The following is a 12,901-nucleotide window of genomic DNA, read 5'->3' on the forward strand; positions in this document are numbered from 1 at the left end:
GAAACCTGAAATATTAATTCGATGTCAAATGGTTAAATAAATCATCAAGGCACGGATCGCCAATATAGTTTTTAATAAGTATTAAGGGCTTATCGCTGACTCGCTTAACCCGTCCTTCAAGGCTGGCGTGGGTAACGATAATATCGGCATCATCCGGTACATTTTCGATAGCGTAATGTTTAACGTCGATAGTCAGGCCCGCCTTTTCCAGACGTCGGCGGAACGTTGTGGCGCCCATTGCGCTGGAGCCCATCCCCGCATCGCAGACAAAGGCGATACGTTTCACGTCGCGATATGAAAATTTGCCTTCTTGCTTCATGGCTTTCACCGCTTTAGCGGAATCACTAAAAGTATCTTCGCTGTCGGCTTCGCTACTTTTTTCCATTTTCAAAATGAAAGCGGTGATAATAAAGGTCACTGCCGTTCCCGCCGTTACGCCAGCAATCGTAGCAAGGAAAGAACCTTTCGGCGTCAGCGCCAGGTAAGCGAAAATTGACCCCGGGCTTGGCCCTGCAACCAGGCCGCCATCCAGCAGGTTAAACACCCATGTTCCGCTCATCCCGCCGGCAATCATGGCGATGAGTGTTAATGGCTTCATCAGCACATAGGGGAAATAGAGCTCATGAATCCCCCCGAGGAAATGGATAATCATGGCGCCAGGCGCAGATTTCTTTGCCATTCCTTTGCCGAATAGCGTAAAGGCAAGCAGCAAACCTAAGCCAGGCCCCGGGTTAGAGGCCACCATAAAGAAAATGGACTTTCCGGTTTCCGACGCCTGTTGCATTCCCAACGGATAATAAACGCCCTGATCGATGGCATTGTTCAAAAAGAGGATTTTTGCCGGTTCATTGATTAAAGACAGCAGCGGCAGATAGCCCGCATGTACCAATGATTCAATACACTCCTTCACAAAGTTATTGGCAATAAGTACCGCCGGACCAATCACTTCAAAACCCAGCAGGCACAAAATCATCCCGGCGATACCCAGCGAGAAGTTATTAATCACCATCTCAAAACCGGCGGGAATCCGCTTTTCCAGCAACCGATCAATATATTTAATGACCAGACCGCCGAGAGGCCCCATAATCATTGAGCCAAGAAACATGGGGATATCAGCGCCGATGATAACGCCAATGGTGCCAATTCCCCCCATCACGGCGCCACGCTTTCCACCGACCAAATGTCCACCGGTAGAACCAATCATTACCGGCAGTAAATAGGTAATCATCGGGCCGACAATTTTGGCGAAATGCTCGTTTGGCATCCACCCGGTTGGAATAAATAATGCAGTGATAAAACCCCAGGCAATAAAAGCGCCGATATTGGGAATGACCATCGCGGTCAAAAATCCCCCAAAAGCCTGGACCTTTGCACGAGCAGACTTGTGTTCCATATTAATATCCTGTAAAGGAGAGAATAATTATGCGCGAGCTATAATATCCGCCAGCTCTTTTTCTGATTTCGCAGCTAATAACGCCGCTAAAACATCCTCTTCACATAATAGTTCGCTTAACGCCTGGATAGCGCCAATATGTGAATCTGAATCTGCTGCTGACAGGCCGATTAATAATTTTATGCCGTCATCCTCGTCGGTAAACTGCACATCCTGCCTGAGCAATGTTAATGACATCCCGGTTTTTAACGCGCCGCATTCGGGGCGAGCATGAGGCATCGCGACACCAGGTGCCAGAATATAGTAAGGACCATTACTGATTGTTGAATCTTTGATAGCCTGAATATAATTTTCATTTATATAACGATTAGCCAAAAGGGATGACATGGAAAAATCAACAGCTTCCTGCCAATTTTGTGCCAATGGTCTTATTGTAATAGATGCTTCAGGAAAATAATCTATTAACCGCATAAACTATCCTTATTTTATTTTTAGGGTACAACTTGTCGTTAAAAATAAAATACGCGGGCAGCAAAATGAAATCAATCCAGGCGAAAAAGCGAGCGCTTAAAATGACATGATTATAATTTATCTATAAAACAACCTGTTATATTTATAAAAATAAAAAGCAAGCTTCATTTTGTGATGTTAATTGCAAATTCAACAAATAACAAAATATCAAAATTGTGATAAAAATCACAAATAAAGCCTTGTTAGCGATAAAATAAATGTATCTAAAAAAACGGGTCGCCGAAGCGACCCGTTTTATGCCGTATTAAGGATTACAGCAGCGCTTTCGCTTTGGCGATCACGTTGTCCACCGTGAAGCCAAACTCTTCAAACAGCAGCTCTGCCGGGGCGGATTCACCGAAGGTGGTCATCCCGACAATAGCGCCGTTCAGGCCGACGTATTTGAACCAGTAGTCAGCGATACCCGCTTCAATCGCCACACGCGCAGAGACCGCCTTCGGCAGCACGGATTCACGGTAAGCCGCATCCTGTTTGTCGAACGCGTCGGTGGACGGCATGGAAACCACGCGCGCCTTCACGCCTTCGGCAGTCAGTTTTTCGTAAGCGGCAACCGCCAGCTCAACTTCTGAACCGGTCGCAATGAAGATAATCTGCGGCTGGCCCGCACAATCTTTCAGTACGTAACCACCGCGGGCGATATTCGCCAGTTGCTCTTCAGTACGTTCCTGCTGCGCCAGGTTCTGACGGGAGAGGATCAGCGCGGTTGGGCCATCCTGGCGCTCTACGCCATATTTCCACGCCACCGCGGATTCCACCTGGTCGCACGGACGCCATGTGGACATGTTCGGCGTTACGCGCAGGCTTGCCACCTGCTCGACCGGCTGGTGCGTCGGGCCATCTTCGCCCAGACCGATGGAGTCGTGGGTGTACACCATCACCTGACGCTGTTTCATCAACGCTGCCATACGCACTGCGTTACGGGCATATTCGACGAACATCAGGAAGGTGGAGGTGTACGGCAGGAAACCGCCGTGCAGGGCGATACCGTTGGCGATAGCGGTCATACCGAATTCGCGCACACCGTAGTGAATGTAGTTACCCGCCGCGTCTTCGTTGATAGCCTTAGAACCGGACCACAGGGTCAGGTTAGACGGTGCCAGGTCTGCAGAGCCGCCGAGGAATTCCGGCAACAGCGGACCGAAGGCTTCGATGGCATTCTGGGACGCTTTGCGGCTGGCGATTTTCGCCGGGTTAGCCTGCAGTTTAGCGATGAATTCATTCGCTTTCGCATCGAAGTCAGCCGGCATGTCGCCTTTCATACGACGGGTGAATTCAGCAGCTTCCTGCGGGAAGGCTTTCTCATAAGCCGCGAATTTCTCGTTCCATGCGGATTCTTTCGCCTGGCCGGCTTCTTTCGCATCCCACTGGGCGTAGATTTCAGACGGGATTTCGAACGGCGCGTATTTCCAGCCCAACTGTTCGCGGGTCAGCGCGATTTCCGCGTCGCCCAGCGGCGCGCCGTGGGAATCGTGGGTCCCCTGTTTGTTCGGCGAACCGAAACCGATGATGGTTTTGCACATCAGCAGGGACGGTTTGTCAGTCACGGCGCGAGCTTCTTCCGTGGCGCGTTTAATGGCGTCGGCATCGTGACCGTCAATGCCACGGATAACGTGCCAGCCGTAGGCTTCAAAACGTTTCGCGGTGTCATCGGTGAACCAGCCTTCAACATGACCGTCGATAGAGATACCGTTGTCATCATAGAACGCGATCAGTTTGCCCAGTTTCAGAGTACCAGCCAGAGAGCACACTTCGTGAGAAATGCCTTCCATCATGCAGCCGTCGCCCATAAAGACGTAGGTGAAGTGGTCAACGATGTCGTGGCCAGGACGGTTAAACTGCGCCGCCAGAGTTTTCTCGGCAATCGCCATCCCGACGGCGTTGGCAATACCCTGACCCAGCGGGCCAGTAGTGGTTTCAACACCAGCGGTGTAGCCCACTTCCGGGTGACCAGGGGTTTTTGAATGTAGCTGACGGAAATTCTGCAGTTCGGACATCGGCAGGTCATAGCCGGTGAGGTGCAGCAGGCTGTAAATCAGCATTGAGCCGTGGCCATTGGACAGCACAAAGCGGTCGCGGTCGGCCCAGGACGGGTTGGTCGGGTTGTGGTTCAGGAAATCACGCCACAGGACTTCGGCAATGTCAGCCATACCCATCGGGGCACCCGGGTGACCGGATTTGGCTTTCTGTACTGCGTCCATGCTCAGCGCACGAATAGCATTGGCAAGCTCTTTACGTGAGGACATTTTGACTCCAGATCGGATGTTGAAAGGCCATGCCCGTAACGACTTGACGACAGCGCGTTTTGGGCTACGCCGGAAAATTTGCCAACAATTTACCCCAAGCCGCGCGTCATGTACATGGAACATCCTTTTACCGCTTCAGAAATCTCCGGATCGTGCTCGTATGTTGCGCAATTAGCTAACTTGCCTGCCATGCTTTTCTTTATACTTAACCCAGGCGCTAATTCATCTGCAACGGGCGCATTTCAAAATAATATTAATTCGTATGGAAGAGAAAAATGAAAATTCGCGCTTTACTGCTTGCTTTGGGCATGGCGACGGTGCTGACCGGTTGCCAGAATATGGACTCTAATGGACTGCTTTCTTCGGGCGCTGAAGCTTTTCAGGCCTATACGTTAAGCGATGCGCAGGTAAAAGCGTTGAGCGATCAATCCTGTCAAGAGCTCGACAGCAAAGCGAAAATCGCGCCGGCGAGCAGCGAATACACTAAACGACTGGCAAAAATTGCCGCCGCGCTGGGGGATAACATTAACGGCCAGCCGGTGAACTATAAGGTTTACGAGACGAAAGACGTCAACGCGTTTGCCATGGCGAACGGTTGTATCCGCGTCTACAGCGGACTGATGGATATGATGACCGACAACGAAATTGAAGCCGTGATCGGCCATGAAATGGGCCATGTCGCGCTGGGTCATGTAAAGAAAGGGATGCAGGTCGCGCTGGGCACTAACGCCGTGCGCGTCGCGGCGGCATCGGCAGGAGGAGTTGTCGGCAGCCTGTCGCAATCACAGCTTGGCGATCTTGGCGAAAAACTGGTGAACTCGCAGTTCTCTCAGCGTCAGGAGTCCGAAGCGGATGATTATTCTTACGATCTGTTGCGCAAACGCGGTATCAGTCCGGCAGGACTCGCTACCAGCTTTGAGAAACTGGCAAAACTGGAAGCGGGTCGTCAAAGCTCAATGTTCGACGATCACCCGGCGTCCGCCGCACGCGCACAGCATGTGCGCGATCGTATGAGCGCGGACGGGATCAAATAATCTCCGAACAGTGCCGGATGGCGGCGTGAACGCCTTATCTGGCCTACAAGCATCAATCAGCTGTAGGCCGGATAAGCGCAGTGCCATCCGGCAAAACAACTTACTCGCCCTTCTTCGCCGCCTGGATATAGAGCATTTCTAATGCCAGCGTCGCGGCCGCCAGAGCGGTGATCTCTGACTGATCGTAAGCCGGCGCGACTTCCACTACATCCATACCGACAATGTTCAGATCTTTCAGACCGCGTACCAGCTTAATGGCGCGATCGGAGGTCAAACCACCGATCACCGGCGTACCGGTGCCAGGCGCAAACGCCGGGTCCAAACAGTCGATATCAAAGGTCAGATAGACCGGCATATCGCCGACGATCTGTTTCACCTGAGCGAGAATATCATCCACGCCGCGATCGTTGACCTGGCAGGCATCCAGCACGGTAAAGCCATTGTCTTTGTCAAACTCAGTGCGAATACCGATCTGTACCGAATGATGCGGATCGATCAGGCCTTCTTTCGGCGCGGTGTAGAACATCGTGCCGTGATCGAATTCGCAGCCGTTAGCGTAGGTATCGGTATGCGCGTCAAAATGTACCAGCGCCATTTTGCCAAAATGTTTCGCGTGGGCGCGCAGCAGCGGCAGCGTGACGAAGTGGTCGCCGCCGAAAGAGAGCATACGCTTGCCTGCAGACAGCAGTTTTTCAGCGTGCGCCTGTAATTTTTCGCTCATTTCACGGGCATCGCCAAACGCATACACTAAATCGCCGCAGTCTACGACGTTCAGGCGCTCGCGCATGTCAAAATTCCACGGGAAACGGTGATGTTCCCAAGCGAGGTTGGTCGACACCTGACGGATCGCCGCCGGGCCATGACGACCGCCAGCGCGACCGGACGTTGCCATATCAAACGGTACGCCAGTGATCACCCAGTCGGCATCGCTGTCATACGGCTGGAAGTTCATTGGCAGACGTAAAAAACCAAACGCATTAGAAACCAGTGAGTTATCGTACTGATGACCTAAGGTGCTCATGTCCTGACCTCTTTTAGAGTCGTTGCATTAAAACAGATGAAAAAAAATCCCCTCCGCGTCGTTAAACCCGACGAGGAAGGGATTGATTTGTAAATCGCTATTGCGGCGAATTATCGCCGTTAATTCATACGGGTTCAAGTGAGTATAGCATTCTGCCGGGTGGTGGCTTTACCTTATCCAGCCTGCATTCGTAGGCCCGGTAAGCGCAGCGCCACCGGGCATCAACGGCTACTCATCTTCAAGATAAGTATAACCGTACAGTCCCGCTTCAAATTCCTCAAGGAACTGCTGCTGCAACGCATCGTCCAGATCCGTCTGTTTTACCTGGTCGCGGAAATGCGTTAACAGCGTTTTCGGATCCAGTTGCACATATTGCAGCATATCCGCAACGGTATCGCCTTCGTCCGACAGCTCAACCTCGACGCTACCATCCGGGAAGACAAACACGTCAACCGCTTCAGTATCGCCAAACAGGTTGTGCATGTTACCGAGGATCTCCTGATAAGCGCCGACCATAAAGAAGCCGAGCATCGGCGGATTCTCTGGATCGTATTCCGGCATCGGCATCGTCGTGGCGATACCGTCGCCATCGATATAGTGGTCAATAGCGCCATCGGAATCACAAGTAATATCCAGCAGCACGGCACGACGTTCCGGTACCTGATCTAACCCTTCCAGCGGCAGTACCGGGAAGAGCTGATCGATTCCCCACGCGTCCGGCATTGACTGGAACAGCGAGAAGTTGACGTACATTTTGTCCGCCATTCGCTCTTGCAGTTCGTCGATAATCGGACGATGCGCACGGTTTTGCGGGTCCAGTTGCTTCTGCACTTCATGGCACATGCTGAGATAAAGTTGCTCCGCCCAGGCGCGCTCCTGCAAACTAAACGCGCCGGAAGAGTAGCCGATATGAATATCGTGCAGATCCATTTGGCTATCATGCAGCCATTCACGCAGCGAGCGGCGGGTGCCAGGCTTATGCATCTCCTGCCAGGTTTCCCAGAGATTTTGCAGCGCGCGCGGCGCATCTTCAGCAGGGGCAGTCGGATCCGTGTATTCGTTACGCTCCACGCCGATAATGTTAGAGACCAGTACCGTATGGTGCGCAGTGACGGCGCGGCCAGACTCGGTAATCACCGTCGGATGCGGTAAACCATGCTCTTCGCAGGCATCGCCAATCGCCCAGATGATGTTATTGGCATATTCGTTCAGGCCATAGTTCACCGAACAGTCGGACTGCGAGCGGGTACCTTCATAATCCACGCCCAGACCGCCGCCCACGTCGAAGCACTGGATATTCACGCCCAGCTTATGCAGCTCAACATAGAAACGCGCGGACTCGCGCACGCCGGTCGCGATATCGCGAATGTTCGCCATCTGCGATCCCAGGTGGAAGTGCAACAGTTGCAAACTGTCCAGGCGCCCGGCGTCACGCAGGGTCTCCACCAGTTGCAGCACCTGCGTCGCCGCTAGGCCGAATTTTGATTTTTCGCCGCCGGAGGATTGCCACTTACCGGATCCCTGAGAGGCCAGACGCGCACGCACGCCCAGGCGAGGAACCACGTTCAGGCGCTCGGCCTCTTCCAGCACAATCGCGATTTCAGACATCTTTTCGATGACCAGATAAACCTTATGGCCCATCTTCTCGCCAATCAGCGCCAGCCGAATGTATTCACGGTCTTTATAACCATTACAGACGATCACGCTACGGGTCATGCCGGCATGCGCCAGCACCGCCATCAATTCCGCTTTCGACCCCGCTTCCAGCCCCAACGGTTCACCGGAATGGATAAGGGACTCGATCACGCGGCGATGCTGATTGACCTTAATCGGATAAACGAGGAAGTAGTCGCCGTTATAACCGTAAGATTCACGCGCACGCTTAAACGCCGCGTTAATTGAACGCAAACGGTGTTGCAGGATCTGCGGGAAGCAAAACAGCGCCGGCAAACGCTGACCTTGCGCTTCGCGCGCTTTCACCAGTTTGGCAAGATCGACACGCGCTTCCGGTACGTCGGGATCGGGGCATACGCTAATATGGCCCAGCTCGTTGACGTCGTAGTAGTTATTGCCCCACCAGGCAATATTGTAAGTGCGCAGCATCTTGCTGGCTTCCTGGGAGCTCATTGCAACCTCCTGCATGGAGCGTAGTACACCCTGTTCGCCTGCTGACGAAGGCGAACCCATAGACATGTCGTCAGACATAGCGAACCTCAATTTTTATTAGCAAGTGTAAAACAGTTGACTACTATCGCAATCCGAAGACGCGATAACAACCCATAGACAAGCGGATTTTCCAGCAGATAGCGCTGATGCTCCGCCTGCGCGACCGGTTTCTTTTTCATATCATTGTAAACACGTAACCGAACTCACAGATAACGGTTCGGCGAAACCACGAGAAAACTCTTGCGTTAACAAGAGCGCCCTTGTTCAGTCTTCAGCGCCATTGCCGGCTCTGGAATCCTGAGAAGCGCCGAGATGGGTATAACATCGGCAGGTATGCAAAGCAGAGATGCAGATTGCGGGGGACATGCGCGCACCAGAACGATGCGACAGATTCAGCAGAATACAACGGTTCATTATCTCGTATCACCTCCACGGCCGCCTCGTAAGACGAACCCACAAGCCAAAGCAACGTTTTAACCCGGCTGGAAGTGGCGACACGAAGAAAACGTCGTGTGCTTTTGTATGAGCCGCGCGTCGCGTTTTATACCCAGAACGCAGAAAAAAAGCAAAGCATAAATGCGCATAATGTCAGCATTATCAGAAACGTTTACCGCCTGATTTTGACCGACATTGCGACGGCCTTCAAAAAAAGCTGGAAATTGGGCGAAGAAGTGACCTAAAATAGCCGTCCAGATGTTAATCCATCCATACTGATTAACACTCAGACTGCCAGTGTCAGCGACCTTCAGACTCATGGTAGAATCTTCTGTCATGACTATTCCGCACAACAGTTTGAGCTAACTAAATTCTCCTTAGGTGAAATTAAATATGGCAAAACACCTTTTTACGTCTGAGTCCGTATCAGAAGGGCATCCTGACAAAATCGCAGACCAAATCTCTGATGCCGTGTTGGACGCTATCCTGCAACAGGATCCGAAAGCACGCGTCGCCTGTGAAACCTACGTTAAAACCGGCATGGTTTTAGTTGGCGGTGAGATCACCACCAGCGCCTGGGTCGATATCGAAGAGATTACCCGTAATACGGTGCGCGAAATTGGCTATGTGCATTCCGACATGGGCTTTGACGCCAACTCTTGCGCGGTACTGAGCGCAATTGGCAAACAGTCTCCGGATATCAACCAGGGCGTTGACCGCGCAGACCCGCTGGAACAAGGCGCGGGCGACCAGGGCCTGATGTTTGGCTACGCGACAAATGAAACCGACGTACTGATGCCTGCGCCAATCACCTACGCGCACCGTCTGGTACAGCGTCAGGCTGAAGTGCGTAAAAATGGCACCCTGCCATGGTTGCGTCCGGATGCAAAAAGCCAGGTCACTTTCCAGTATGACGACGGCAAAATCGTCGGTATCGACGCCGTGGTTCTCTCTACGCAGCACGCAGAAGATATCGACCAAAAATCGCTGCAAGAAGCGGTGATGGAAGAGATCATCAAACCCATTCTGCCGTCTGAATGGTTAAATACGTCCACTAAGTTTTTTATCAACCCAACCGGGCGTTTTGTTATCGGCGGCCCGATGGGCGATTGCGGTCTGACCGGTCGTAAGATCATCGTTGATACCTACGGCGGTATGGCGCGTCACGGCGGCGGCGCCTTCTCCGGTAAAGATCCGTCTAAAGTTGACCGTTCTGCAGCTTACGCTGCGCGTTATGTCGCGAAAAACATCGTGGCGGCAGGTCTGGCGGATCGCTGTGAAATCCAGGTCTCCTACGCTATCGGTGTAGCGGAGCCGACGTCCATCATGGTGGAAACGTTCGGTACTGAAAAAGTGCCTGCTGAACAGTTGATTCTGCTGGTACGCGAATTCTTCGACCTGCGCCCGTACGGCTTGATTCAGATGCTGGATCTGCTGCACCCGATCTACAAAGAAACTGCGGCTTACGGCCACTTCGGTCGCGAAAACTTCCCATGGGAAAAAACCGACAAAGCGCAACTGCTGCGCGATGCTGCCGGTCTGAAATAATCGCCCGCACCTGACGCTGTTTTTCAGTCAGGTAAACCATACCGTACTTATCAAGGCCAGCGCCCTGCTGGCCTTTATCATTGCTGATACACGCAACGTTATCAGATGTTCCAGCGTGTATTTATACTGACCTTTTTGTGATGCGCAGCACAATCCACTCTCCCCTTTCGTTTCTTCGACTACACTTTTTATCATTCAGTTTCAGTCATCATGAAAGCGGTTACATTCATTTTCATTAAGAACTGACCGCATCACTATCGGTATGCTAATTCTGCGATGAAAATATTACATAATTTTTCAACTTTGTCTGAATACCAGGCGATTGATATAGTTATAAGATTATTAAAACTATTATTTTTCAGATAATTAAATAATCACCGAGATAAATAGTAGTGTAAACGATTACACCATTGTGATTAGCCTCACATCTTTTTACGGCGTACTCACCTACTCTTAACATCGATAAAATTGCTAACCCAACCGGAGGGCATAATGCCTGACAATAAAAAACAAGGGCGTTCCAACAAGGCCATGACATTTTTTGTCTGCTTTCTTGCAGCCCTGGCAGGATTACTTTTTGGCCTGGATATCGGCGTTATCGCCGGTGCTTTACCCTTCATTACCGACGAGTTTCAGATTACCGCACACACTCAGGAATGGGTGGTCAGCTCCATGATGTTTGGCGCGGCCGTCGGCGCTGTCGGCAGCGGCTGGCTCTCCTTTAAGCTGGGTCGTAAAAAAAGCCTGATGATCGGCGCTATCCTGTTCGTCGCCGGTTCGCTGTTCTCCGCTGCGGCGCCTAACGTTGAAGTCCTGATTATTTCTCGCGTGCTGCTGGGTCTGGCCGTCGGCGTCGCTTCCTACACCGCACCGTTATACCTGTCCGAGATCGCGCCGGAAAAAATTCGCGGCAGTATGATCTCAATGTACCAACTCATGATCACCATCGGGATTCTGGGCGCTTATCTGTCCGATACCGCGTTCAGCTACAGCGGCGCATGGCGCTGGATGCTCGGCGTGATCATCATCCCAGCCATTCTGCTGCTGATCGGCGTCTTCTTCCTGCCGGACAGCCCGCGCTGGTTTGCGGCGAAACGCCGTTTCCATGATGCTGAACGCGTCCTGTTGCGTCTGCGTGACACCAGTGCGGAAGCAAAACGTGAGCTCGATGAAATTCGCGAAAGTTTGCAGGTTAAACAGAGCGGTTGGGCGCTGTTCAAAGAGAACAGCAACTTCCGCCGCGCCGTGTTTCTTGGCATTTTGTTGCAGGTAATGCAGCAATTTACCGGGATGAATGTCATCATGTATTACGCGCCGAAAATCTTCGAACTGGCGGGGTACACGAATACTACGGAGCAGATGTGGGGCACCGTTATTGTTGGTCTGACTAACGTCCTGGCAACCTTCATCGCTATCGGCCTGGTTGACCGCTGGGGTCGCAAACCTACCCTGACGCTGGGCTTCCTGGTCATGGCGATTGGTATGGGGATTCTGGGTACGATGATGCACATCGGCATCCATTCGCCGTCTGCGCAATACTTCGCTATCGCTATGCTGCTGATGTTCATCATTGGATTTGCGATGAGCGCTGGTCCGCTGATTTGGGTACTGTGCTCCGAAATCCAGCCGCTGAAAGGCCGCGATTTCGGCATCACCTGCTCCACCGCGACCAACTGGATCGCCAATATGATCGTCGGCGCAACGTTCCTGACCATGCTGAACAATCTGGGTAACGCCAACACCTTCTGGGTCTACGCTGGCCTGAACGTGCTGTTTATCCTGCTGACCCTGTGGCTGGTGCCGGAAACCAAACACGTTTCGCTGGAACACATTGAACGTAACCTGATGAAAGGTCGTAAACTGCGCGAAATCGGCGCCCACGACTAATCCCTCCACGCTTCCTCCTGCCACAGGAGGAAGCGTTTTTCTTGCAGTCCCTCTTCCGTCGCACTATTCTCTGCCGCTATGAAAACCCCTCGTCTCCCTATCGCTATCCAGCAGGCCGTGATGCGCCGTCTGCGGGAAAATCTCGCCCAGGCGAACCTCAAGCTCGATAGACATTATCCGGAGCCGAAACTGGTGTATACGCAACGCGGCACCTCGGCGGGCACCGCCTGGCTGGAGAGCTACGAAATCCGCCTCAACCCGGTGTTACTGCTGGAAAACATCGACACCTTTATTGCAGAGGTCGTGCCGCATGAACTGGCGCATCTGTTGGTGTGGAAGCACTTCGGACGCAAGGCTCCGCATGGCAAGGAATGGAAGTGGATGATGGAAAGCGTGCTGGGCGTTCCGGCCAGACGTACTCATCAATTTGCGCTGCAATCCGTACGGCGCAATACCTTTCCCTACCATTGCCAATGCCAGCAACATCAACTCACCGTCCGCCGTCATAATCGGGTAGTACGCGGCGAAGCGGTTTATCGTTGCGTTCACTGCGGCGAACCACTGGTCGCCGGGTAGTTCCCGAAACGTCCGGGAACTTTCCTGAGCGGACTGATTGCATACAGACACAACTTTCGTTACGTTG

General features: G+C 52.4%; 12 protein-coding genes. 4 read left to right on the plus strand and 8 right to left on the minus strand.

Translation table 11 applies throughout. The annotated features are described in order from the left end of the window. Nucleotides 1–13: 13 nt before the first annotated feature. From J4614_RS14430 to tkt, 3 genes are all read right to left on the minus strand, one after another. Entirely contained in the window at nt 14–1,393 is a 1,380-nt protein-coding gene (locus tag J4614_RS14430) for a PTS mannitol transporter subunit IICB (RefSeq protein ID WP_000400411.1), read from the minus strand. A 27-nt stretch (nt 1,394–1,420) separates the two neighbouring features. After that, nucleotides 1,421–1,864, minus strand: a complete 444-nt coding sequence (cmtB, locus tag J4614_RS14435; RefSeq protein WP_001518319.1) for a PTS mannitol transporter subunit IIA — start codon at nt 1,862–1,864, stop codon at nt 1,421–1,423. Between the two features lie 311 nt (nt 1,865–2,175). Further along, nucleotides 2,176–4,167 (minus strand): transketolase, encoded by a 1,992-nt coding sequence (gene tkt, locus J4614_RS14440; protein WP_000098648.1) that lies wholly within the window; start codon nt 4,165–4,167, stop codon nt 2,176–2,178. A gap of 275 nt (nt 4,168–4,442) precedes the next feature. Here tkt and J4614_RS14445 point away from each other — a divergent pair, with 275 nt between their 5' ends. Beyond that, nucleotides 4,443–5,201: a M48 family metallopeptidase gene (locus tag J4614_RS14445; RefSeq protein WP_061377831.1), complete on the plus strand. Its 759-nt coding sequence runs from the start codon at nt 4,443–4,445 to the stop codon at nt 5,199–5,201. A gap of 100 nt (nt 5,202–5,301) precedes the next feature. Here the strand turns inward: J4614_RS14445 and speB are convergent, their stop codons facing one another. The 5 genes from speB to J4614_RS14470 all read right to left on the minus strand — a co-directional run bounded on the left by speB (nt 5,302) and on the right by J4614_RS14470 (nt 9,161). Continuing rightward, a complete protein-coding gene (gene speB, locus J4614_RS14450) occupies nt 5,302–6,222 on the minus strand; it encodes an agmatinase (protein WP_000105550.1) in 921 nt (306 codons plus the stop codon). Nucleotides 6,223–6,450: 228 nt separating this feature from the next. Next, nucleotides 6,451–8,427 carry a biosynthetic arginine decarboxylase gene (gene speA, locus J4614_RS14455; protein WP_001278580.1) on the minus strand — a complete coding sequence of 659 codons (1,977 nt, stop codon included), beginning with the start codon at nt 8,425–8,427 and terminating at the stop codon, nt 6,451–6,453. Nucleotides 8,428–8,435: 8 nt separating this feature from the next. Further along, a complete protein-coding gene (gene yqgB, locus J4614_RS14460) occupies nt 8,436–8,567 on the minus strand; it encodes an acid stress response protein YqgB (RefSeq protein ID WP_000729109.1) in 132 nt (43 codons plus the stop codon). An 85-nt stretch (nt 8,568–8,652) separates the two neighbouring features. Then, nucleotides 8,653–8,802 carry a hypothetical protein gene (locus J4614_RS22260; protein ID WP_001751809.1) on the minus strand — a complete coding sequence of 50 codons (150 nt, stop codon included), beginning with the start codon at nt 8,800–8,802 and terminating at the stop codon, nt 8,653–8,655. Between the two features lie 59 nt (nt 8,803–8,861). Then, nucleotides 8,862–9,161 (minus strand): hypothetical protein, encoded by a 300-nt coding sequence (locus tag J4614_RS14470; protein WP_001540882.1) that lies wholly within the window; start codon nt 9,159–9,161, stop codon nt 8,862–8,864. 55 nt (nt 9,162–9,216) lie between these two features. Between J4614_RS14470 and metK the strand changes: the two genes are divergently transcribed. From metK to J4614_RS14485, 3 genes are all read left to right on the plus strand, one after another. Further along, nucleotides 9,217–10,371: a methionine adenosyltransferase gene (gene metK, locus J4614_RS14475; protein ID WP_001062140.1), complete on the plus strand. Its 1,155-nt coding sequence runs from the start codon at nt 9,217–9,219 to the stop codon at nt 10,369–10,371. A 492-nt stretch (nt 10,372–10,863) separates the two neighbouring features. After that, nucleotides 10,864–12,258, plus strand: coding sequence for a galactose/proton symporter (gene galP / locus J4614_RS14480; RefSeq protein WP_001113171.1), 1,395 nt, complete (start codon nt 10,864–10,866; stop codon nt 12,256–12,258). A gap of 78 nt (nt 12,259–12,336) precedes the next feature. Beyond that, on the plus strand, nt 12,337–12,834 hold the full coding sequence (locus J4614_RS14485; protein ID WP_000856775.1) for a SprT family zinc-dependent metalloprotease: 498 nt from the start codon (nt 12,337–12,339) through the stop codon (nt 12,832–12,834). Nucleotides 12,835–12,901: the final 67 nt, after the last annotated feature.

Source organism: Salmonella sp. 32031103-2018-00083-FB-01-SM-01, from assembly GCF_017571995.1.
Lineage (GTDB): Bacteria > Pseudomonadota > Gammaproteobacteria > Enterobacterales > Enterobacteriaceae > Salmonella > Salmonella enterica.

Coding starts and splice junctions, on each gene's coding strand:
- J4614_RS14430 (WP_000400411.1), bottom strand. CDS start 1,393: ATGGAACACAAGTCTGCTCGTGCAAAGGTCCAGGCTTTTGGGGGATTT.
- cmtB (WP_001518319.1), bottom strand. CDS start 1,864: ATGCGGTTAATAGATTATTTTCCTGAAGCATCTATTACAATAAGACCA.
- tkt (WP_000098648.1), bottom strand. CDS start 4,167: ATGTCCTCACGTAAAGAGCTTGCCAATGCTATTCGTGCGCTGAGCATG.
- J4614_RS14445 (WP_061377831.1), top strand. CDS start 4,443: ATGAAAATTCGCGCTTTACTGCTTGCTTTGGGCATGGCGACGGTGCTG.
- speB (WP_000105550.1), bottom strand. CDS start 6,222: ATGAGCACCTTAGGTCATCAGTACGATAACTCACTGGTTTCTAATGCG.
- speA (WP_001278580.1), bottom strand. CDS start 8,427: ATGTCTGACGACATGTCTATGGGTTCGCCTTCGTCAGCAGGCGAACAG.
- yqgB (WP_000729109.1), bottom strand. CDS start 8,567: ATGAAAAAGAAACCGGTCGCGCAGGCGGAGCATCAGCGCTATCTGCTG.
- J4614_RS22260 (WP_001751809.1), bottom strand. CDS start 8,802: ATGAACCGTTGTATTCTGCTGAATCTGTCGCATCGTTCTGGTGCGCGC.
- J4614_RS14470 (WP_001540882.1), bottom strand. CDS start 9,161: ATGACAGAAGATTCTACCATGAGTCTGAAGGTCGCTGACACTGGCAGT.
- metK (WP_001062140.1), top strand. CDS start 9,217: ATGGCAAAACACCTTTTTACGTCTGAGTCCGTATCAGAAGGGCATCCT.
- galP (WP_001113171.1), top strand. CDS start 10,864: ATGCCTGACAATAAAAAACAAGGGCGTTCCAACAAGGCCATGACATTT.
- J4614_RS14485 (WP_000856775.1), top strand. CDS start 12,337: ATGAAAACCCCTCGTCTCCCTATCGCTATCCAGCAGGCCGTGATGCGC.